General features: G+C 68.6%; 18 protein-coding genes. 7 read left to right on the top strand and 11 right to left on the bottom strand.

What is annotated here, in order from left to right:
- Positions 1-20 precede the first annotated feature (20 nt).
- Positions 21-1,445, top strand: a complete 1,425-nt coding sequence (locus IE660_RS05800) for an NAD(P)H-quinone dehydrogenase (RefSeq protein WP_203567368.1) — start codon at positions 21-23, stop codon at positions 1,443-1,445.
- A 35-nt stretch (positions 1,446-1,480) separates the two neighbouring features.
- Here IE660_RS05800 and IE660_RS05795 read toward each other — a convergent pair whose 3' ends face one another.
- Complete coding sequence (locus tag IE660_RS05795) at positions 1,481-2,182, bottom strand: hypothetical protein (protein ID WP_203567367.1); 702 nt, start codon at positions 2,180-2,182, stop codon at positions 1,481-1,483.
- Between the two features lie 105 nt (positions 2,183-2,287).
- Positions 2,288-4,108 carry an ATP-binding protein gene (locus tag IE660_RS05790; RefSeq protein WP_203567366.1) on the bottom strand — a complete coding sequence of 607 codons (1,821 nt, stop codon included), beginning with the start codon at positions 4,106-4,108 and terminating at the stop codon, positions 2,288-2,290.
- Between the two features lie 180 nt (positions 4,109-4,288).
- Here IE660_RS05790 and IE660_RS05785 point away from each other — a divergent pair, with 180 nt between their 5' ends.
- The gene (locus IE660_RS05785) at positions 4,289-4,705 is read left to right on the top strand and encodes a hypothetical protein (RefSeq protein WP_203567365.1); all 417 of its coding nucleotides are present in this window, start codon (positions 4,289-4,291) and stop codon (positions 4,703-4,705) included.
- A gap of 69 nt (positions 4,706-4,774) precedes the next feature.
- Positions 4,775-5,806, top strand: a complete 1,032-nt coding sequence (locus IE660_RS05780) for a DUF808 domain-containing protein (RefSeq protein WP_203567364.1) — start codon at positions 4,775-4,777, stop codon at positions 5,804-5,806.
- Between the two features lie 119 nt (positions 5,807-5,925).
- Here the strand turns inward: IE660_RS05780 and IE660_RS05775 are convergent, their stop codons facing one another.
- Together IE660_RS05775 and IE660_RS05770 are read right to left on the bottom strand one after the other, a co-directional pair.
- The gene (locus IE660_RS05775) at positions 5,926-7,077 is read right to left on the bottom strand and encodes a serine hydrolase domain-containing protein (protein ID WP_203567363.1); all 1,152 of its coding nucleotides are present in this window, start codon (positions 7,075-7,077) and stop codon (positions 5,926-5,928) included.
- A gap of 499 nt (positions 7,078-7,576) precedes the next feature.
- The gene (locus tag IE660_RS05770; protein WP_203567362.1) at positions 7,577-8,788 is read right to left on the bottom strand and encodes a Gfo/Idh/MocA family protein; all 1,212 of its coding nucleotides are present in this window, start codon (positions 8,786-8,788) and stop codon (positions 7,577-7,579) included.
- A 200-nt stretch (positions 8,789-8,988) separates the two neighbouring features.
- On the opposite strand from IE660_RS05770, the gene IE660_RS05765 reads away from it, so the two are divergent.
- Positions 8,989-10,188 carry an MFS transporter gene (locus tag IE660_RS05765; RefSeq protein ID WP_203567361.1) on the top strand — a complete coding sequence of 400 codons (1,200 nt, stop codon included), beginning with the start codon at positions 8,989-8,991 and terminating at the stop codon, positions 10,186-10,188.
- A gap of 46 nt (positions 10,189-10,234) precedes the next feature.
- Complete coding sequence (locus IE660_RS05760; protein WP_203567360.1) at positions 10,235-11,440, top strand: MFS transporter; 1,206 nt, start codon at positions 10,235-10,237, stop codon at positions 11,438-11,440.
- A gap of 52 nt (positions 11,441-11,492) precedes the next feature.
- Here IE660_RS05760 and IE660_RS05755 read toward each other — a convergent pair whose 3' ends face one another.
- A complete protein-coding gene (locus tag IE660_RS05755; protein ID WP_203567359.1) occupies positions 11,493-12,947 on the bottom strand; it encodes an MDR family MFS transporter in 1,455 nt (484 codons plus the stop codon).
- Between the two features lie 225 nt (positions 12,948-13,172).
- Between IE660_RS05755 and IE660_RS05750 the strand changes: the two genes are divergently transcribed.
- Positions 13,173-14,108 (top strand): N-acetylmuramic acid 6-phosphate etherase, encoded by a 936-nt coding sequence (locus tag IE660_RS05750; RefSeq protein ID WP_328701858.1) that lies wholly within the window; start codon positions 13,173-13,175, stop codon positions 14,106-14,108.
- A 308-nt stretch (positions 14,109-14,416) separates the two neighbouring features.
- Here IE660_RS05750 and IE660_RS05745 read toward each other — a convergent pair whose 3' ends face one another.
- From IE660_RS05745 to IE660_RS05730, 4 genes are all read right to left on the bottom strand, one after another.
- The gene (locus tag IE660_RS05745) at positions 14,417-15,058 is read right to left on the bottom strand and encodes a Maf family protein (protein ID WP_203567357.1); all 642 of its coding nucleotides are present in this window, start codon (positions 15,056-15,058) and stop codon (positions 14,417-14,419) included.
- A 208-nt stretch (positions 15,059-15,266) separates the two neighbouring features.
- Positions 15,267-16,022, bottom strand: coding sequence for a DUF937 domain-containing protein (locus tag IE660_RS16135; protein WP_203567356.1), 756 nt, complete (start codon positions 16,020-16,022; stop codon positions 15,267-15,269).
- A 146-nt stretch (positions 16,023-16,168) separates the two neighbouring features.
- A complete protein-coding gene (locus IE660_RS05735) occupies positions 16,169-16,414 on the bottom strand; it encodes an acyl-CoA carboxylase subunit epsilon (protein WP_235997042.1) in 246 nt (81 codons plus the stop codon).
- Positions 16,415-16,434: 20 nt separating this feature from the next.
- Positions 16,435-18,009 carry an acyl-CoA carboxylase subunit beta gene (locus IE660_RS05730; protein WP_203567355.1) on the bottom strand — a complete coding sequence of 525 codons (1,575 nt, stop codon included), beginning with the start codon at positions 18,007-18,009 and terminating at the stop codon, positions 16,435-16,437.
- A 37-nt stretch (positions 18,010-18,046) separates the two neighbouring features.
- Between IE660_RS05730 and IE660_RS05725 the strand changes: the two genes are divergently transcribed.
- Positions 18,047-18,880, top strand: a complete 834-nt coding sequence (locus IE660_RS05725; protein WP_328701857.1) for a biotin--[acetyl-CoA-carboxylase] ligase — start codon at positions 18,047-18,049, stop codon at positions 18,878-18,880.
- Positions 18,881-19,265: 385 nt separating this feature from the next.
- Here the strand turns inward: IE660_RS05725 and IE660_RS05720 are convergent, their stop codons facing one another.
- Positions 19,266-20,228 (bottom strand): DUF559 domain-containing protein, encoded by a 963-nt coding sequence (locus IE660_RS05720; protein ID WP_203567354.1) that lies wholly within the window; start codon positions 20,226-20,228, stop codon positions 19,266-19,268.
- Positions 20,229-20,628: 400 nt separating this feature from the next.
- On the bottom strand, positions 20,629-21,219 hold the full coding sequence (locus tag IE660_RS05715) for a PH domain-containing protein (RefSeq protein ID WP_203567353.1): 591 nt from the start codon (positions 21,217-21,219) through the stop codon (positions 20,629-20,631).
- Positions 21,220-21,346 lie beyond the last annotated feature (127 nt).

Here is a 21,346-nt window from a genome sequence, read left to right as displayed (position 1 = left end):
CTGGCCGATAGAGTCGACGCGTGACCAGTGTCGTGATCCTTGGTGGTGGCCCCGGCGGGTACGAAGCGGCGCTGGTGGGCCGCCAACTCGGTGCCGAGGTGACCATCGTCGAACGCGATGGCCTCGGCGGCGCGGCGGTGCTCACCGACTGCGTGCCCTCGAAGACCCTGATCGCCACCGCCGAGGTGATGGCGACCATGGAGAACTCCGCCGAACTCGGTCTGACCATCCGCGACACCGGTGAGGACGCCGGGGTCGCCTCGTCGGTGCACGTCGACCTGGCGGTGGTCAACGCGCGCGTGCTCGACCTGGCCCTGGCCCAGTCGTCCGACATCGCCGCCAAGATGGAGGCCGAGGGCGTGCGGGTGATCAAGGGCAGTGGACGAGTCGACGGCAGCAACGCCGTGGTCGCCACCCACGACGACGGCACCGAGGAACGCCTGGACGCCGACGTCATCCTGGTCGCCACCGGCACGACCCCGCGCGAACTCGACACGGCCCGTTGCGACGGCGAGCGGATCCTGAACTGGAAGCAGGTCTACAACCTCGACGCACTGCCCGAGCGGCTGATCGTTGTCGGCTCGGGCGTCACGGGTGCGGAGTTCGCCTCGGCCTACGACCAACTCGGCGTCGACGTGGTGCTGGTCAGCTCACGCGACCGGGTGCTGCCCGGTGAGGACGCCGACGCCGCCAAGGTGCTGCAGGACGTGTTCGAGCGGCGCGGCATGGAGGTCATGTCGCGCTCCCGGGCGGTTGCGGCACGGCGCGAGGGCGACGGCGTGGTCGTCACCCTCGAGGACGGTCGCGAGGTGCGGGGCTCGCACTGCCTGATGGCGGTCGGGTCGATCCCCAACACCGCCGGCATCGGTCTGGAGGAGGCCGGGGTCGAGCTCACGCCGAGCGGCCACATCGTCACCGACACCGTCTCGCGCGCCACGGCGCGCGGCATCTACGCCGCCGGCGACTGCACCGGGGTGTTCGCGCTCGCCTCGGTGGCGGCCATGCAGGGCCGGATCGCGATGTGGCACTCGCTGGGCGACGCGGTGAGCGGGCTCGACCTGCGCACGGTGTCGTCCAACGTGTTCACCTCACCCGAGATCGCCACCGTCGGCGTCACCCAGGCCCAGGTCGAGTCGGGCGAGTTGGGTGCCGAGATCAAGGCGGTCACCCTGCCGTTGTCAGGCAACGCGAGGGCCAAGATGCAGGGGCTGCGCGACGGTTTCGTGAAGCTCTACTGCCTGCCGATCACCGGCATCATCGTCGGGGGAGTGGTGGTGGCCCCGCACGCCAGTGAGTTGATCCACGCCATCTCGGTGGCAGTCGCCGAGCGGATCGACGTCGACAGCTTCAGCCACGACTTCACGGTGTACCCGTCACTGACCGGTTCGGTGGCCGAGGCGGCCAGGCAGTTGCACCTGCACGCCCGGCCTGCCACCACGTTCTGAGGCGGAGGTTCGCCAGACCTGGTGGAGCGCTCGCCTCAGGCGGCGCGGGAGACCTCGCGGGCCTCGTCCCGGCGCAACACCGGCGCGGCCTGCACCATCGAGGCCATCAGCGGATGGTTGTGCCAGCGGGCGAACCAGCCACGGGCCCACGGGGCGCCGTTGGCACCGGCCTGCCACCAGGGCAGCCGCAGGTCGTCCACGGCGACGGTGCGCCAGTAGGGGTCGGCCCCGGACTGGATGCGCAGGACGTCCGCACCGCACGAGGGCACTCGCACCCTGGTTCCATCGGCGGTCGTCCAGCTCACCGTGGTGCTGCTGGGGCCGTGGTTGGGGTTGAAGAAGCACGGCGGGGCGTCGTGGGGCTCGTCGCCGACGAGGTTTGCCTGCACGCGCGCCAGCGCGGCTCGTCCCTGTTCGAGTGCGAAGGTCACCTTCTCGAGCGAGGCCACCGGTTGCGGGGACGACGCAGCGCGCGCCAAGGCATCCTCGGCACGGGAGAGGGCGGCCTTGGCGGCCGACCAGTCCTCGTCGACCCACTCGCCCAACTCATCCAGCGGGGCGGCCTGCTCGACATCGTTGCGGAATCGGGTGAGATCCGACTCGCAGGCCAGTCGTGAGGACGACGTCTGGTTCTCCAGTACCTGATGCTCGGCGCGCATGTCCCTGTCGTGGCGCCACGCCTGGAACATCACGAACCCCAGGAGCAGCAGTCCACCAACGACCACGGCGTACAGCACCTGCCCAGTCTTGCCATGACAATCGTCATGTCACCAGCAAATGTCGGGTTCCTGAGAGCGTTCTTGCAGAAGATTCAGGTTCGCCCGCGTGGGGACGAGGCTCGTTCAGGACTCGGCGTCGACGATCTCGCAGATCAGGTCACCGCTGCCGACGGCCTGGCCGGGGGTGGCGTTGAGGTTGGTGATCACCCCGGCGCGGTGCGCGGTGACCGGGTTCTCCATCTTCATCGCCTCGAGCACGACGACCAGGTCGCCCTCGTTGACGTGGTCGCCCTCGGCGACGGCAGCCTTGACCAGGGTGCCCTGCATCGGCGCGGTGAGCGAGTTGCCCGAGGGGGCGGCAACCTTGGCGCCACCACGGTCACGCTTGGTGGGCTTCTTCGCCGTGGACGAGGCTGCCGGCCGCACCCCGCCGCCGAGGCTGGCGGGCAGGGTGACCTCCAGGCGTCGTCCGTTGACCTCGACCACCACGCGCTGGCGCTCACCCTCGTCCTCGGCCTCGCCCAGGGTGCCGTGGTAGGGCTCGATGCCGCCGTCGAACTCGGTCTCGATCCAGCGGGTGTGCACGTCGAACGACCCGTTCTCGGCGGTGAAGGCGGGGTCGAGCAGCACGGCCTGGTGGAAGGGCAGCACTGTCGGCATGCCGTCGAGCACGGTCTCGCTGAGTGCTCGGCGGGAGCGCTGCAGGGCCTGCTCGCGGGTGGCGCCGGTGACGATGATCTTGGCGACCAGCGAGTCGAACGAGCCGGGCACTGTCATGCCGACGTGGTAGCCCTCGTCGACCCGCACCCCCGGTCCGCTGGGGGCGTGCCAGGTGGTCAGGGTGCCGGGTGCAGGCATGAAGTTGCGGCCGGCGTCCTCGGCGTTGACCCGGAACTCGATCGAGTGTCCGCGCACCTGCGGGTCGTCCATGCCGAGTTCCTCGCCGGCAGCGATCCGGAACATCTCGCGCACCAGGTCGAGGCCGGTGACCTCTTCGGAGACTGGGTGCTCGACCTGCAGGCGGGTGTTGACCTCGAGGAAGCTGATCGTCCCGTCGAGGCCGACCAGGAACTCGCAGGTGCCGGCCCCGATGTAGCCGGCCTCGGTGAGGATCGCCTTCGAGGACGAGTAGAGGGTGGCGATCTGGTCGTCGGACAGGAATGGGGCAGGCGCCTCCTCGACCAACTTCTGGTGGCGGCGCTGCAGCGAGCAGTCACGGGTCGAGACCACGATGACGTTGCCGTGGGAGTCGGCCAGGCACTGGGTCTCGACGTGGCGCGGCTTGTCGAGGTAGCGCTCGACGAAGCACTCACCGCGTCCGAACGCAGTCACCGCCTCGCGGGTGGCCGACTCGAACAGTTCGGGGATCTCCTCCATGGTGCGGGCGACCTTGAGGCCGCGGCCGCCGCCGCCGTAGGCCGCCTTGATCGCGATCGGCAGCCCGTGCTGCTGGGCGAAGGCGGTCACCTCGTCGGCACCGGCGACCGGGTCGGGGGTGCCGGGCACCAGCGGGGCACCGACCTTCTGGGCGATGTGGCGGGCCTTGACCTTGTCGCCGAGCGCCTCGATGGCAGCCGGCGGGGGACCGATCCAGGTCAGCCCGGCGTCGATCACGGCCTGAGCGAAGTCGGCGTTCTCGGCCAGGAAGCCGTAGCCGGGGTGGATGGCGTCGGCACCGGAGCGCTCGGCCACCGCCAGGATCTTGTCGACGTTGAGGTAGCTCTCGGCGGGGGTGGCGCCGTTGAGCGCGAAGGCCTCGTCGGCGAGCTTGACGAACAGTGCGTCGGAGTCGGAGTCGGCATAGACCGCCACACTGGCGATGCCGGCATCGGCGGCGGCCCTGATGACCCGCACGGCGATCTCGCCTCGATTGGCGATCAGGACCTTGGTGATCTCTGACACAGTTCCCTCCCACGACCGGTGTGGCCCGTTGTGAGGCGTCATTGCCTCCCGGCCAGAGTCTAGGGCGACCGGTGGCGACTCGCTGGTGGAGTCAGCGGGTGAGAGTGCCGAGGTTCGCGTGATGGTTTCGTGCCACGCGATCGCCGAATCGGGGCGATTCGGGGCTCTTGGCGCCATCGCGTGGCACGAAACCATCACCGGCTGCCCTCTAGGCTGGGCGCCGTGGATCGGACGAGGCGTGCCCTGCTGACGGCGGGGGTGGCATTCGTCGCCCTCGCCGGGTGCGGTGCTGCCCCCGCCGTCGTCGATCCATCGCCCTCGCCGACACCCACCACGACCCCGGCACCGGGCATGGCGCTGAGTGACATGGGGTTCCAGAACGCCCCGGTGGGCTTCACGCTGCCCGGAGGGATCTCGATCACCCGCCGGGTCGACCAGCCCAACGTGGTGACCGCCCTGTTCAGCGCCGAGGACGGCCGCGCCGTGCTCGAGCACCTCACCAGGCACCTGCCAGCGATGGGCTTCACCATCGATCGCACAGGCGGCGATTCGCTGATGTTCCACAACAACCAGTGGGACGGTGCCTTCACCATCTCGCCCGAGATCAGCGGCTTCACCCTGCGACGCGTGCAGCGCTGAGGCGCGAGCAGGGCTGGCCTGCCCTTACTCTGGAGTGCCTGTGCACCCCCAACCCTGTCGGAGGAACCCATGAGCGGCGGTCTGGCTGCCCTGTTGGACGACATCGCCGCGATGGCGAAGCTGGCGGCCGCCTCGGTCGACGACATCGGCGCCGCCGCCGGCCGGGCCTCGGCCAAGGCCGCGGGCGTGGTCGTCGACGACGCCGCGGTCACCCCTCGCTACGTCACGGGGATGACCCCCGCCCGCGAGCTGCCGATGATCAAGAAGATCGCCAAGGGCTCGATGGTCAACAAGTTGCTGTTCATCCTGCCGGTGGCGCTGCTGCTGTCGCAGTTCGTGCCCTGGCTGCTCACCCCTCTCCTGATGCTCGGTGGCACCTACCTGAGCTTCGAGGGCGCCGAGAAGTTGTGGGAGAAGCTGAGCGGCCACGAGGGCCACAAGAAGCCGGTGCCGATGAAGGGCGCCGACCACGAGAAGGCGATGACCTCCAGCGCCATCCGCACCGACTTCATCCTGTCGTCGGAGATCATGGTGATCGCGCTCAACGAGGTCGCCGAGGAGCCGATCCTCAACCGCGCTCTGATCCTGATCGTGGTGGCGATCGCGATCACCATCGGCGTCTACGGCGTGGTCGCCCTGATCGTGAAGATGGACGACATCGGCCTGCGGATGACCCTCAACGACTCCGACTTCAGCAAGAAGCTCGGCAACGGCCTGGTCAAGGGCATGCCCAAGCTGCTCGCGGTGCTGTCGGTGGTCGGTGTGGTCGCCATGCTCTGGGTCGGCGGGCACATCCTGCTGGTCGGCATCAAGGACCTCGGCTGGCCGGTGCTCTACGACTGGGTGCACCACCTCGAGGTGGCCGTCGGTGACGCCACCGGTCCGCTGGGCGGCTTCCTGGCCTGGCTGACCAACACCTTCTTCAGCTTCGTGCTGGGCCTGGTGGTCGGCGCGATCGTGGTCGCGATCATCCACTTCCTGCCGTTCGGCAAGAAGAAGCACGAGGAGGACGACGAGCACCCGACCCTCGAGGCCCACGCCGAGGGTGACACCGTGGTCGTGCGTCCCGCCAGCGCGAAGGCCGAGCCCGCCACGAACTGAGGCGTGAGTAGGGGCGATGCCCTCGCTGTCTGGTTGATCGAGTAGGGGCGAGGAACGAGCCCCGTGTCGAGATCCCCCCGTCGCAGGTGATCTCGACACGCCCGCTCGTGCCTCGCGGGCTACTCGATCAGCCGCAGGTACGCGGCCTCGGCCACGGCAGCCCGCAGCGTGTGGACGATGTCGCCGTCGCGACTGGGGTGCACCCGGTTCGTCAGCAGCACCACCGACAGCCCTGCCTCGCGGTCGACCAGGAACGAGGTGCCGGTGAACCCAGCGTGCCCACGTGCCTGGCCACCACGATCACCCATCCAACTCTGCTGTCCGATCCGCAACCCCATCGAGTGGCCCCACGGCGATTCCACCGGGTCGCAGAGGTCTCGTCCCAGCAGCGCGGGCAGCTGGTTCTTCCACAGCGGTTCGGACGAGCACGGCAGCTGGTCCAACCGCAGCGCTTCGGCCGCCTGGAGCAGCGACAGTGCGTCACCGAACAACCCGGCGTTGGCGCTGGCGCCACCCATTGACCACGACGCCTCGTCGTGCACCTGGCCACGGGTGGCGCCTCGTCCCGGAACCACCTCGGTGGCCGCAGTCTCGTCCGCCTCGGGGGTGAAGGTGATCCGACCCCACAGCCCCAGTGGCTCAAGTGTCAGCGACTCGACCAGGTCGGCCCAGGCTCGTCCGGTCGCGGCCTCGGCCAGCAGCATCGCGGTGTTGTAGCCGGCGCACGAGTAGCGCCAGGTGGTCAGTGGTGGGTCTTCGAGCGGGGTGCGGACGAGGCTCTCGACCATCACATCGCGCGGCGGACCGGGCCAGCCGACCGCCACCTCGCCCGGGTGATCGGCAACCCACTCGTCCAACGGTGCGCGCCAGCCGGCCCAGATGTCGGGCAGACCCGAGGTGTGGGTGAGCAACATCCGAAGGCTCACCCGGGCGCGATCTCCCGAGCCCCACTCGGGCAGGAACGCAGCCATCGGCTCGTCCCAACCGAGCACGCCGCGTTCGACGAGCACGTGCAGGGTGATCGCACTGAAGAACTTGGTGATGCTGGCCAGGTCGAACCGGGTGCCCAGCGTTGCTGGCTGGAGCGCTGAAGCAGGCAGCGGCTCACCATGATCGCCATGCGTGGCCAGTACCCCGGCAGCGACCTGGCAGACCAGTCGGCCATCGACGGCGATCGCAGCGACCGCGCCGGGCGTTCGTCCGTCGGTGGTCGCAGCGGTCAGCAGCTCACGTACCTGGTCGCTCAGGTGAGCGTCGGTGTTGTCGTCCATCGGGCTCCTCAGCGACTGTCCAGCCCCACCCTGCCATGATCGGCTCATGGCTGACACCGACCTCGACCTCAGGCGGCTGGCGCTGGGTGTGCTGATGCCCGGCTTCCACGGCACGACGGTGCCCAGCTGGCTCGAAGCGCACCTGCGCGACGGACTCGGCGCCGTCTGCCTGTTCGCGATGAACACCCCAGACCTCGCCACCACTCGAGTGCTGTGTGATGCCTTGTCAGCGCTCAATCCATCGCTGTGCATCACCGTGGACGAGGAGGGTGGCGACGTCACCCGGTTGCAGCGGGTGCACGGGTCGGAGTTGCCCGGCAACGAGGCGCTGGAGGCCGTCGACGACCTCGACCTGTGCTGGGTCAGTTCACCCCTGCGCCATCGTCCTGACCCCCCCGCTGAAGCACACCGTGCTGCGTGGGGCACAAGCAATTGCCTGTGCCTCGCGCAACAAGGTGTGCCTCAGCGCAAGGGGGTGGAGTGTGGCGTAGGAGGACGGTCAGGCATTGGTGTCGAGGATCTCGAGCGGGCAGTCGCCCAGGTCGGGGATCGGCAGGCGAGCGCCACCCTGACGGGCCGACTCGAGAGCGACGATGCCAGGAATGGTCAGGCGAGCTGCCACCCAGGCGTTGATCGGGGGCTGCTTGCCAGCCTTCATCGCCTTGACGAAGTCGTCGGCGAGGTAGTGGTGCGAACCCTCGTGACCGTTGGGAGCACCCTCGTACTCCTTGGGCAGGCGGCTGCGGTCGTGCACCCGCGAGGTGCCCGAGACGAACGAGTGCAGCAGCTCGGGATCGAGGCCCTCGACCTCGACTCCCAGCGGCAGGTGGCGCTCGTTGGTGAGCATCAGCTCGGTGATGTCCTCGTAGTCGTCACGGGTGGTGCGGCTGGTGCCAGTGGTCGCCTGCTCCATGACACCCTCGGTGCCGTAGTAGCGGTAGCGCGACTCGTTGGCCTTGCCCGGGTGCCCGACGCGACGGAACTCGTTGTGGCGCACCACACCGCCGTCGGCGGTCTCGTACAGCGACGACATGTTCGAGAAGTCGTTGCCCCACAGCGACACGTCCTTGTCGAAGACGCCGTCGCCGCGGTCGTCGTGGACGCCGATCGTGCTCACCGAGGTGAGGTGGGTCGGCCACGCGCCGAGCACGCCACCCAGGCCGTGGGTGGGGTAGAGCATGGGCGGGTAGGAGGCGGTCTGCTTCCAGTTCTCTCCACCGGAGTACTGGTAGGCGGCGTAGAAGCCGTTGTCCATGTCGTGCACGTAGTCGCCCTCGGCGTAGAAGATGCGGCCGAACTCACCGTTGGCGATCGCCTTGCGGGCGTAGATGGTCTGCGGGTAGTACCAGCTGGTCTCGCCCATCATGTAGGTCAGGCCGGTCTGCTCGACCAGCTCGCAGGTGCGCTTGATCTCGTCGACGGTGATGCCCATCGGCACGGCGCAGTAGACGTGCTTGCCGTTCTCCAGCGCGGGAATGACGGTCTCGTGGTGCAGCCAGCGCTGGGTGATCACCGCGACGCCGTCGACGTCGGAGTTGATCGCCTCTTCGGCGTTGGCGAACACTCCGTCGAGACCGAGCTTCTCAGCAGCCGCCTCGGCCCGGCCGGGCACCCGGTCGGTGATCCAGACCTCGTCCACGTCGGGGTGCAGCTTCCAGAGGTTGGCGAAAGTGGGGCCGAACTGGCCAGCGCCGATGACGGCGATCTTCATGGGGGGACTCCTCAAACGGTGTCAGGTACCTGCCCGCCCCAGGACGAGGTCGGGCGTCACCCACAAGCCAATCATCATCGCGAGGTGTCTGCGACCGAGTGGACGAATGTGGGCGCCGCTACCTCGCTCGTACTCGACGAGCCAGGGGAGTAACGCGGTCACCTGCCATCGGGCCGGTCCTGTTCACTAGCGTGTGCGCTGTGAGCACACCGTCGTCGCCAGCAGCCAAGGAACGGTCCCCCTGGGTGGCGGTCTGGGCGATGTCGCTGGGTGTGGCCAGCCTGTCGACCACCGAGAACCTGCCGGTCGCGATCCTGACCCCGATCGCCGAAGGACTCAACGTCACCACCGGCATGGCCGGGCAGGCGCTGACCGCCTCGGCCATCTCGGCCACGGTCGCCGCGCTCACCGTCGCCGTGCTCACCCGCAACCTCGACCGGCGCATCCTGCTGCTCTCGCTCACCGTGCTGCAGGTGATCGCCAACCTGATCATGGCCCTGGCGCCGAACTTGGCCACCGTTCTGGTCGGACGGGTGCTGGTCGGCATCGCCGTTGGCGGCTTCTGGTCGATGTCGGCCGCACTCGCGCTCCGGCTCGTCCCCACCGTCGACGTGCCCAAGGCCCTGGCCATCGTCTTCGGCGGCAGTTCGGTCGCCGGCATCGCCGCCGCGCCGCTGGGCAGCCTGCTCGGAGGCGTGATCGGCTGGCGCGGGGTGTTCTGGGCCGCCACCGCGCTCAGTGTGGTCGCGCTGTCGATCCAGTTGCCCAGCCTGCCCTCGATGCCACCCCAGACCCGGGCGAACCTGGGCACCTTCGTCGTGCTGCTGCGGCGCCCCGCGGTGCTGGCCGGCCTGGCCGGCATCATGCTCACCTTCGGTGGGCACCGGTTCTTCTTCGGCTACGTGCGCGCGATGCTCGACCAGGCCACCAATTCACGCGTCGGGCTGATCTCGGGGCTGTTGCTGCTGTTCGGCGTGGCCAGCTTCATCGGCACCACCCGGTCGGGACGACTGCACTCGCGCAACATGAATCGGACGATGACGGTGGCCTCGGCCACAATCGCGGTGCTCGCGCTGGTGATGATTCCCGCCAGCCAACACTGGCTGAGCGTCATCCCGGTGCTGTTCTTCTGGGGGGTGGCCTTCGGCATGATCCCGGTCGGCTGGTCGACCTGGATCACTCGCGCCGTGGCCGACCATGCCGAGAGCGCCGGAGGGCTGCAGGTGGCCATCATCCAGTTGGCGTTCATCGTCGCCTCGGGCCTGGGTGGCGTCGTCGTCGACCGCTCGGGTGTCTCTGGAATACTGGTCGGGACGGCCGTGATCATGGCCCTCGCCGCGGTGCACATCCACTTCCTGGTGAGGCCTGCCAATCCCCCACTGAATCCTGATTCGGTTTGATCAACCCCGATGCCCCAGGGGGTGCGCTGAACCCTAGGCTGTGCACGTGGGTGGAATACCGAGGGTCGAGCAAATCGTCGGCCCCACCGAGCCAGAAGCGGCACCCCAGTGGAAGGCCGTCTGGGCGCTGGCGCTGGCAGCCTTTGCTGTGAGCGCCGCCGAGATGATGCCGATCGCTGTGCTCACCCCGATCGGGGACGACGTCGGCGCGACCGCAGGGTCGGTCGGTCAGGCCCTCACCGCCCTGGCGGTCAGCGCCGTGTTGACCAGCTTGCTCGGACCCCTGGTGATCCGCTCGCTCAACCGGCGCTACCTGCTGCTGATCATCGCCGCCATCCAGGTCGCCTCGAGCGTGGTGGTGGCCAACGCCTCCGGCTTGGCCGGGCTGGTCGTCGGCTGGGCGCTGCTCGGTGTCGCCATCGGTGTGTTCTGGACGATGACTGCGGCCCTGGCGATGAGGCTGGTAACGCCGCTGATGGTGCCCAAGGCCTTGTCAGTGGTGTTCGCCGGCACAGCGATCGCTGGTCTGGTCGCCCCGCCGCTGGGCAGCCTGCTGGCCGAGTCGGTCGGTTGGCGAGGCGTCTTCTGGGCGGTCGCCGCTCTGGCGCTGCTGGGATTGGTCATCCAGTTCTTCACGCTGCCGTCGCTGCCCGCCACCACCCAGTTGCGAATCGGGTCGATGCTGGGTCTGCTGCGCAAGCGAGTCGTGCTGATGGGCATGATCGGCATCATCCTCACCTTCGGCGGGCAGCGCTTCTTCTTCGCCTACACCCGTCCGGTGCTCGACCGGGCCACCGGCGGGCAGGTGAGCTGGGTCTCGGTGCTGCTGTTGCTGTCGGGCATCGCGGGCCTGATCGGGACGACGCTGTCCGGCCGCTTCATCCGCCGCAACCTGATGGTCACCATGGTCACCGCCGTCACCCTGATCTCGGTGCTGGCGGTCGTGATGATCTGGGCCAGCCTGGGCATCCCCACCACGATCCCGGTGCTGATGGTGTGGGCGGCATCGTTCGCGATGATCCCGGTCTGCTGGTCGACCTGGATCACCCGGGCGGTGCCCGAGCAGGCCGAGGCGATGGGAGGCCTTCAGGTCGCTTTGGTGCAGTTGTCGTTCGCGATCACCACCGCCATCGGCGGCGGGCTGCTCGACAACTGGGGCGTACCGGCCCTGATGCTCGCGGCTGCGGTGACGATGGCGGTCGCCGCCGTGCACCTGTGGGTGTTCGTCCGCCCGGGGACGCGACCAGCCTGAGATCGTCCGCGTTCGGGGGGGACGAACCTGCGCCCCGCGCAGCCTGCCTCGTTCAGTGCGCTGCGGCAGGCGGCCGGTCGCCGGTGGGGCTCTGCCGGCGGATCAACAGCCCGAGCACCAGTGAACCCAGTGACAGCGCCGCACCCAGCAGGAACGCGTGGCTCACACCGTTCATCAGCGCCTGCGGTGCGGCCATACCGGCGGCCACCTGCGAGCGCTGGGTGGCCTCCATCACGGTGATCAGCAGCGCGGCACCGGCGGCGCCGGCGACCTGCTGCAGGGTGCCCAGACCGGCCGACCCGTGGGCGTAGAGCCGGGGAGCCGTGGCGTTCAGGGCGGCGGTGAAGCAGGGGGTGAACATGAACGACAGCGACAGCGACAGCACCGCGTGCATGGTCACCAGCATCCACAGCGGGGTGGTCTCGTCGACCCGGCTCATGGTCAGGATGCACACCGCCATCACCACGGTCGCCGGCACGACCAGCGGACGAGCGCCGAGGCGGTCGAACAGTCGTCCGACCACCGGGCCGAGCAGGCCCATGGCCAGGCCGCCGGGCAGCAGCATCATGCCGGTGGTCACCTCGTCCACCCCGCGCACGTCCTGCAGGTAGATCGGCCAGATCAGGGCGACCCCCATCAGCACCAGGAACGACAGCATCATCACGCCGAGTGAGACCCGGAAGTTGTGCTCGAGGAAGATGCGCAGGTCGAGCAGCGGCTGGCCGTGCTTCTGCAACCACAACTGGCGGGCGACGAACAGGGCCAGCGCGACGACGGCGAGGACGCCGCAGACCGCCAGCGCCAGGGTCTGGCCCGGCTGGCCGACGAGGCTCAGGGCGTAGACCAGGCCACCGAAACCGAGCACCGACAGGATGATCGAGGCCGGGTCGATCGGGGTGGGACGGGTCTGGCCGACATTGGTCAGCCAACGAAAACCCAGCGCGGTGGCGATGATGGCGATCGGCAGCATCACCCAGAAGATGGTGCGCCAACTGCCGACCTGCAGGATGACCCCCGACACGGTGGGGCCCATCGCCGGGGCCATCGAGATGCAGATCGAGACCAGTCCCATGGTCTGTCCGCGCTTGTGCATCGGCACCAGGTTGAGGATCGTGGTCATCAGCAGAGGCATCATCACCGCGGTGCCGCTGGCCTGCACGACGCGTCCGCCGAGCAGCACCTCGAAGCCGGGGGCCAGCGCGCAGATCACGGTGCCGGCGATGAACAGCCCCATCGCGGTGAGGAACACCTGCCGGGTGGTCAACCGGTCCATGATGAAGCCGGTGGTCGGGATCACCACGCTCATGGTGAGCAGGAAGCCGGTCGACAGCCACTGGGCGGTACGGGCGCTGATGTCGAGGTCGTGCATCAGGTGCGGGATCGCGACGCCGAGCGTGGTCTCGTTGAGGATCACGGTGAACGCGGCAACCAGCAGCAGCCCGATCACCGACCACTTGATCGGTGCGTCGGCGTCGACCGGTGCTGTCGTGGTCTGGGCTGCCTGCATGGTGTCTCCCGTGGTCAGGATGGTTGTGGGACGACCGGTGACGCCACACCGCGCTCGGACCGGGCAAGTCTAGGTGAGCGAGCCTTCAGTTCACAGCCCGATTCGGCTGCCTGGGGGTGGGCGACCGCTGAAATGTCGACGAATGCGGCACCAACCGCTCCGTACGGCAGGTTGGTTGAGCCGGCGTCCCTATCTCAGCAGAACTGAGCCGCCACAATGGGCCCCGTGACCGATGCCGAACCCCTGACTTGGACCACCGAGCAGCGCAACCCTGACACCACCGCGATCGACACCCTCGATTCCGCTGGGGTGGTGGCGCTGATCGTGGCTGCTGATGCCGTCGTGCAGCCTGCGGTGGCGGCGGTGGCTGACCAGATTGCGGCGGCGGTCGACCTGGCCGTGGCCAGCCTCTCAGCCGGTGGTCGACTGCACTACGTCGGCGCCGGCACGTCGGGACGACTCGGTGTGCTCGACGCGGTGGAGTTGTTCCCCACCTACGGGGTGGACGACGACCAGGTGGTGGCGCACCTGGCTGGGGGAGAGGCGGCGATGCTGCGTGCGGTCGAGGGCGCCGAGGACGACCCGGCGCTCGGAGCCGAGGCCATCGCCGACGCCGGACCACACGACCTGGTGGTCGGGATCGCCGCCAGTGGACGCACCCCGTTCGTCCGCGGTGCTCTGCAGAGGGCGCGCGAACTAGGGCTGCCGACGGTGCTGGTCTCGTCCAACCCGGCCGCGACGCTGAGCGACCTGGCCGACGTCGCGATCTTGCCCGACACTGGGCCTGAGGTGGTCACCGGCTCGACCCGGATGAAGGCCGCCACTGCCCAGAAGCTGGTGCTCAACACCTTCTCGACCGCGACCATGGTGCGGCTGGGCAAGACCTTGTCGAACCTGATGGTCAACGTGGTGGCGACCAACGCCAAGCTGCGTCGCCGCACCGTCAACCTGCTGGTGCAAGCGTCCGGCTTGGACGAGGCGCGGTGCGCCGAACTGCTGGCAGAAGCCGAGGGAGACCTCCGGATCGCGCTGGTCGCAGCGTTGTCGGGGGCTGCGGTGGCCGAGGGAGCCGAGGTGTTGACGATGTTCCCGCCCGACCCCGGACGAGCCGGTGACCCCGGCGGCATCCGCTCCGCGGTCGACAGCCTGGCCGGACGATGACGACCACGCAGACCGGCCTGCCTCTGGCAAGCACTTGAACGTGACCCTGGCCGAACACAGCTACACGGTTCCCGAGATCTCCGACGATGGGCGATACAACCGCTTGCTCACCTTCGCCAACGAGGTGATCGGCATCTGCCTTGGCTTGGGCATCGATCCCCTCCTCGACGGCAGCATGGCCGTGCGCGTCCACACGGAGGACCCGACAATCGTCCCTCGCGACATCCACCTCAACTGCTCAGAAGAAGACTTCCCTCGACTCAAGCACGCGCTCGACGGTGCTGGGAGATCCGCTCAGCCGCGCGGTCTCAGTCGTCCTCACGGGGGACGATCGGCGCCCACAGCGACGTCCAGCTGATGCCCAGGTCGAGCAGCATCTGGCGCACCAACGGCAGGCTGATGCCGACCACGTTGTGCGGGTCACCCTCGATCCGGGTGACAAAAGCGCCGCCGTGGCCGTCGAGGGTGAACGCACCGGCTACCCGCTGGGGTTCCCCAGTGGCGGCGTAGGCGGCGATCTCGGCGTCGGTCAGGTCGGCGAAGGTGACCGTGGTCGAGGCCACCCGCGTCGCCGACTGGCTCGATCCGTCGCCTGCGACCACGATCACGTGGTGGCCAGTGTGCAGAATGCCGCGCTGGCCGCGCAGCCGGTACCAGCGGGCGATCGCCGCCGCCTCGGTGCCGGGCTTGCCGAAGGTCTGTCCGGCCACCTCGAGCAGGGAGTCGCAGGCCAGGATGATGGTGGTGCCCGCCTCGACCACCTCGTCGAGCTCGAGTCGACCGAGCACCGCCTGCCCCTTGAGCTGAGCCCGCGCGCGGGTCAGCTCGGGGATGGTGTCGGCGGTGATGCCCTCCTCGTCCACGCCCGAGACCACGACGTCGGGGTAGATGCCGGCGCTGCGCAGGGTGTCGAGCCGGGCGGGGGACTTGCTGGCGAGGATGACGCGCATGCCGCTGATGCTACTGGGAGGGTTTCGAGACGCCCGCTCGTGATCTCCCAGGCTCCTCAACCAGCGGTTGGTTGAAGTGGGTTCGTGATCTCGACACGTCGCTCGTCCCTCGCTCCTACTCGATCAGCCAAGGCTCGTCCACGAAATGCCACTCGCTCCCCAACCGACTGGCTGGGGAGCGAGTGAGGTGCAGGTCTACCGGCTGCTGTCAGCGGCCGAAGATCTTGCCCAGGATGTCGCCGAAGATGCCACCCGACTGTGGCTGCTGCTGCTGGTCGGCGCGCACCTGTTCCTGATAGCGGGCGTCGCCAGTGCCGTCGTCCATGCGCAGGCCACCGTCACCGCTGTCGGGACGATCGAACGGGTTCGACGGCGCCTGCTGGTGCGGGGCGCGGGTCTCGGGCTGTCCGCCCAGACCGCCACCGCCGAGCGCGCCGCCCAGGCCACCGCCGAGCACACCCCCGAGGATCTGGCCGAGGATGCCGCCACCGGCGGACTGGCTGCCACCGGCGCCACCACCGAGGATGCCGCCCAGGATGTCGCCGTACTTGCCGCCCTGCAGGTTCTTGGCGAGGTAGGCGAGCACGATCGGGGCGAGGAACTTCAGTGCCTTCATCATCATGTCCTGGTCGACGTTCCCGCCGGCCGCACGCTGGGCAGCGGCCAGGGCCACGGCGTCGGTGTCACCGAACACGTGACCGAGGATCTTGGCGGCGTCAGCCTGGTCGACCTGGCCGAGGTCGGCGGTGCCGGCATCGATCAGGTGGTTGTTGTCGGCGTGGTCGCGCAGTGCTCCAGCCAGCGACACCTCACCATTGGGGTCCTGGGCGTTGCTGGCCAGGCCACCGAGCAGCTCAGCGGCGGCGGTCTCGGCGGCGGAGCGAGCGGTCTGCTCGTCCGTGCCCAGTTCGGCGGCCAGCCGCGACAGCGGGACGTGGGTGAGGATCTCGTTGACAGCAGTCATCGTGGGTGTCTCCTTGTCTGCCCCGCGTGAGTGCGCGGGCAACCCCAACTCCAGCACAGATCGGTGTCCGCGCGGGCGCTGAACAGGCAATCCTCAGGCTGGCTCCGCTGAGGGCGGACGAGCCATCGTCCCGAAGCCGAGCGCACTCAGCGGCCGCTGACCCGCCAGGCTCCCGGCCCGGGACGGTGCTCGCGGCGCACCACCCGGTAGTACGACTTCCAGCCTCCGGCGAGCGGACGATCGGTGTTGCGGATGGGCTCGACCGGGGTCATCGCGGCCATCAGCACCGCGGTGACCGCGGCGAGCTCGTCCTCGGTGGGCTCACCGCCGCGGATCGCCATTGGGGGACGAGGCTGCGGCTCGTCCGCACGGGGTGTCGTCGGTTCGCTCATCTCAGCTCACTCACTGTCGATCACAGCGGGATGTTGCCGTGCTTCTTGGGCGGCAGGGACTCGCGCTTGGTGCGCAGCAGTCGCAGCACGCGGATGATCTGGGCGCGGGTCTCGTGGGGGTAGATCACCTGGTCGATGTAGCCACGCTCGGAGGCCACGTAGGGGTTGGCCAGCTCGTCGTTGTACTCGTTGACCAGTTCCTTGCGGCGGGCCACCGGGTCGTCGTGGTCGGCCAACTCGCGCTTGTAGAGGATGTTGACCGCGCCCTCGGCACCCATCACCGCAATCTGGGCGGTCGGCCAGGCCAGGTTGATGTCGGCGCCCAAGTGCTTGGAGCCCATCACGTCGTAGGCACCGCCGTAGGCCTTGCGGGTGATCACCGTCACCAGCGGCACGGTGGCCTCGGCGTAGGCGTAGATCAGCTTGGCGCCGCGACGGATGATGCCGTCGAACTCCTGCTCGGTGCCGGGCAGGAAACCGGGCACGTCGACGAAGGTCAGCACCGGGATGTTGAACGCGTCGCAGGTGCGAATGAAGCGGGCCGCCTTCTCCGACGCCTTGATGTCGAGGCAACCGGCAAACACGCTGGGCTGGTTGGCCACCACACCGATCGAGCGGCCCTCGATCCGTCCGAAACCGCAGATGATGTTGCCGGCATAGAGCTCCTGCACCTCGAGGAACTCGTCGTCGTCCAGCACGGTGTGGATGACCTCGCGCATGTCGTAGGGCTGGTTGGGCGAGTCGGGGATGATCGCGTCCAGCTTGCGGTCGTGGTCGGTGATGGTGAGGTCGACCTCTTCGTCCTCGTAGATCGGGGGATCCTCGAGGTTGTTCTGCGGCAGATAGGTGAGCAGGTCGCGCACGTACTCCAGCGCGTCGTGCTCGTCGCCGGCCAGGTAGTGGGCGGTGCCCGACTTGACCGAGTGGGTGCGTCCGCCGCCGAGTTCTTCGAGGGTGACGTCCTCGCCGGTGACGGTCTTGATCACGTCGGGGCCGGTGATGAACATCTGGCTGGTCTGGTCGACCATCACGATGAAGTCGGTGAGCGCGGGAGAGTAGACGTGGCCGCCGGCCGCCGCCCCCATGATCAGCGAGATCTGTGGGATGACGCCCGAGGCGTGGGTGTTGCGGCGGAAGATCTCGCCGTAGAGGCCGAGCGAGACCACGCCCTCCTGGATGCGGGCACCGCCGCCCTCGTTGATGCCGATCAGCGGGCAGCCGGTCTTGATCGCGAAGTCGATGATCTTGACGATCTTCTCGCCGTAGACCTGGCCCAGCGCGCCGCCGAAGATCGCCACGTCCTGGCTGAACACACAGACCGGACGACCGTGGATCGACCCCACCCCGATGATCACGCCGTCGCCGTAGGGACGCCGCTTCTCCATGCCGAAGGCGGTGGAGCGGTGGCGGGAGAACTCGTCCAGTTCGGCGAAGCTGCCCTCGTCCAGCAGGGCGAGCACGCGCTCGCGGGCGGTCATCTTGCCCTTGGCGTGCTGGCGCTCGACGGCTTCGGGGGACGCGGCGTTGACGGCCTCGTTCATCCGGCGTCCCAGGTCGGCGATCTTGCCTGCCGTGGTGTGGATGTCGATCTCCATGCAGGCGACGATAGCCCAGCTTGGCTAGGGTGCGAGGGTGGCTTGGGATGCGGTTCTCGACGTGGGCGACCTGCGCTCCCGGTTGCGGGCGGCAGGGGTGCGCTGGGACGTCTCGTGGGTGCCCGAGACCGGCTCGACCAACCGCGATCTGGCGCGCTGGGTGGCCGGTGCGGACGAGGCCGTGGCGCGGGTGCTGGTGGCCGATCACCAGACCGCTGGACGAGGCCGCTTCGACCGGGCCTGGACGGCGCCGCCCGGGTCTTCGCTGGCGATCTCGGTGGCGGTGTGGCCGGGGCGGGAGTTCCTGGACTGGACCTGGTTGCCGCTGGTGACCGGGGTGGCGGTGTTGCGCGGGCTGGGCTCGGTGGTCGGGGCTTCGGTGGCCGAGCGGCTGGTGTTGAAGTGGCCGAACGACGTGCTGGTGGCTGGCGACGGTGGGGTCGGGGCGGGGAAGCTCTGCGGGATCCTTGCCGAGCGGGTCGACGGCGGAGTGCTCGGTCGCCCGGCGGCGGTGATCGGCTTCGGGATCAACATCTCCATGCAGGCGGACGAGTTGCCGGTGCCGACCGCGACGTCGCTGCTGTTGGCGGCGGGGTCGGACGAGGCCGTCGTGCCGTCGAAGTCGGAGGTGGTGGCGGCGGTCGTGGGTGAGCTGGCGGGGCTGCTGGAGGTGTGGGAGCGTCGCGGCCACCTGCGCGAGGCCTACACCGAGGCCTGCGGGTCACTCGGGGTTCCGCTGCGGGTGCACGTGAGCGCGTCCGAGGTGGTCGAGGGGGTTGGTGAGTCCGTCGACGAGCAGGGACGACTGGTGGTGCGCACGGCGCAGGGGCTGCAGTCCTTCGCGGCAGGCGACGTCGTCCACCTGCGGTAGCGCAGTCGCCTCGGACGCTGCCTCCAGCCGCGGCACGCCGGGCCCCCGATCCGCGGTCGACCTGACTCGGTTTGTGGCGTGAACCGCGCTGTCATTCGGCGATTTCTCGCCACGAATCACGCGAGCCTTGGGGGCACTCGTCTGCCTGACTCGGTTTGTGGCGTGAAATGCGCTGTCAGACCGTGATTCCGCGCCACAAATCCCGGGGTCGGGCGAGGCCTGGACGCTGCACAAGATGCGGCAAGGGCCAACAGCGTCGGTGTCCCGGCACAGGTGACACAACAAGTCCCGAGACATGTGAGACACCGAAGTCCCGACACATGTGAGACACGGCAACCTCAGACACGCGCTCCGGTCCCGGCCGTTCCTGGCCGCGCCCGGCGCTCTAGGCGGCCTGGTCGCCTCTCGCCTCGAACTGTGGCAAGCGGCGACAGTGGACGCACGTGATCAGTCCATCGGGGCCTGGCCACCCGCGGTGCCTCAGCAGCATGGCCGTGTCGCGCGCCAACTCGCAGTGACTCGGCACGAGATCGGCGTAGGTGACCCGGTTGGTGTGAGCGCCCTGAAGCGCATGCCGTCGGTCTCGCCTGGCATCACGAGCATTCCTGGCGCCACCGTGGTGGGCCGCCCCGTCCAGTTCGGTGATCAGCGAGTACTTCTCATAGAGCACGTCCACGAACCGGCCGCCGTCCAGACTCGCCTGACGACTCCCCTCGGGGAGACCATGCAACCTCTCCATTCGGAGGTAGCGCAGCTCCAAGGGGCTTGCGATGCCCACCATCGTCCCCTCGAGCAACTCCCTCAGCAGCCCACGATGGCGTTGCCTGGTGCGCTCCCGGACGAGGTGGGCGAGGTAGCGGCGCAGATCATGGCGCTGGTGGAGCAGCTCAGCCAGTTTGGTGATGACGTCACCTTCGTCCTGGACAGCGTCGAGATGATCGAGGAAGGCCACACCAGGATTGGCACGCGGAGGAGTGCCCGATCCGAGCTGAGGGATCCGCCTGAACCTCCAGTGCTCAGGCTGATGAACCCGGTGGACGAGATCGCTGGCGTGGATGTCGATCACCTGCGGTCGAGGGCCCAGCCCGTGAAGGTGCAGGGCCGCGTCGCCGCCGACGATGGCATCGGGTCCTGCGAGCAGAACTCCGGCCCAGCAGAGGCCGGTGAAGCTGGGGGACGAGTCCGCGAACACGCCTCGTCCCAGATCGACCCAGCCGCGGGCGTCCACCCATCGTTTGGTGCTGGACGGGCCGAAGCCCTTGTCGCGCAGCTGACGCGTGGTGGCGACTCCCGCCTGTGCTCGCAACAGGCTGATGAGCTCAGGACCGGGGTTCTTGGCAGCTCGCATGCCCACACTCTGGGAGGCGGCGAGCCTGGAAGCGCCAACCAGTTTCGAAGCTGTGGACAACTCTCGTGGCGGTGCCCAAGCGGTGGATCGTCCCACGTGGTGATCGAGTTGGGGGGCCACCCCAGTTTGTGGCGGGAAATCGCTGTTTGACGCGTCACTTCACGCCACAAACCCGTGGGGGCCGGGGTGGTCCGAGTGCGCCTCAGTGATTGGTGGCGCGAAATCACTGATGGACGAGTCGTTTCACGCCACAAACCGGTGGGGTTGGGGTGGGCTGAGCACCCACGCAGTGATTCGTGGCGCGAAATCACTGATTGACGAGTCGTTTCACGCCACAAACCGCGGGGAGCCACCGGTGTCCATCGAGTCAGATGGACGGGGGAAGGTGGATGCCAGAACCTCAGTCGTCGTCGGCGACCCGGCCGCGCCCCAGGCGGGCATCGCCACGATCGGGGTCGTCGGGGTCGTCCAGCTCACCGGGACGCTGCACACCGTCGTCGTTCGACAACTCGTGCGTCCCGAACAGCAGTTCGGTCATCAGCACGTGCACCCGCTCGACGTCGGGCACGTCACGCAGCACCACCGGGGTCTCGGCGGCCGTGGTCAGCACCAGCGAGCCGCAGCCCAGCATCCGATCGAGCAGGCTGCGCTCGTAGGAGACGTTGTTGATGCGCCGCAGCGGCAGGTCGTGACCGGTCTTGTTGAGCACTCCCTTGCGGGTGATGATCCGACGGTCGGTCAGGGTGTAGGTGCTGGTCAGCCAGCGAAGGAACGGCACCAGGCAGAACACGATCATGGCGATCACGACCAGCCCGACCACCACCGCGTCGCCGATCCAGCCCCACGAGGTCGGCAGCAGCGCCAGCACCGTGCCCATCAGCACCGCCAGCAGGACGAACACCAGCCCCGGCACCAGCAGCGCCTTGCCGTGGGTGCGCATGTGGCGCACCTCGTGCTCGTCGTTGCCCAACAACCTGCGATCAAGACCCATGACAGCCATGGTCGCACGCACCCGCACCAAGTCGACCGCCGAATCGCGTGCGGTGATCGAGCACTGAATCCCCCCTTCGCCCCTTGCTAGGGTCAGCGTGTGACCGGGCGCTACACCATCGGCATCA

This window comes from Aestuariimicrobium ganziense, from assembly GCF_015352975.1.
Lineage (GTDB): Bacteria > Actinomycetota > Actinomycetes > Propionibacteriales > Propionibacteriaceae > Aestuariimicrobium > Aestuariimicrobium ganziense.
Note: the sequence above shows the minus strand (reverse complement) of the source record. Positions and strands in the feature narration are given on the sequence as shown.

Bases quoted from the DNA above. Each gene is read 5' to 3' on its own strand.
- IE660_RS05790 (WP_203567366.1), bottom strand. From the start codon at position 4,108: ATGACGCCTCACAACGGGCCACACCGGTCGTGGGAGGGAACTGTGTCA.
- IE660_RS05780 (WP_203567364.1), top strand. From the start codon at position 4,775: ATGAGCGGCGGTCTGGCTGCCCTGTTGGACGACATCGCCGCGATGGCG.
- IE660_RS05775 (WP_203567363.1), bottom strand. From the start codon at position 7,077: ATGGACGACAACACCGACGCTCACCTGAGCGACCAGGTACGTGAGCTG.
- IE660_RS05770 (WP_203567362.1), bottom strand. From the start codon at position 8,788: ATGAAGATCGCCGTCATCGGCGCTGGCCAGTTCGGCCCCACTTTCGCC.
- IE660_RS05755 (WP_203567359.1), bottom strand. From the start codon at position 12,947: ATGCAGGCAGCCCAGACCACGACAGCACCGGTCGACGCCGACGCACCG.
- IE660_RS05745 (WP_203567357.1), bottom strand. From the start codon at position 15,058: ATGCGCGTCATCCTCGCCAGCAAGTCCCCCGCCCGGCTCGACACCCTG.
- IE660_RS16135 (WP_203567356.1), bottom strand. From the start codon at position 16,022: ATGACTGCTGTCAACGAGATCCTCACCCACGTCCCGCTGTCGCGGCTG.
- IE660_RS05735 (WP_235997042.1), bottom strand. From the start codon at position 16,414: ATGAGCGAACCGACGACACCCCGTGCGGACGAGCCGCAGCCTCGTCCC.
- IE660_RS05730 (WP_203567355.1), bottom strand. From the start codon at position 18,009: ATGGAGATCGACATCCACACCACGGCAGGCAAGATCGCCGACCTGGGA.
- IE660_RS05720 (WP_203567354.1), bottom strand. From the start codon at position 20,228: ATGCGAGCTGCCAAGAACCCCGGTCCTGAGCTCATCAGCCTGTTGCGA.
- IE660_RS05715 (WP_203567353.1), bottom strand. From the start codon at position 21,219: ATGGGTCTTGATCGCAGGTTGTTGGGCAACGACGAGCACGAGGTGCGC.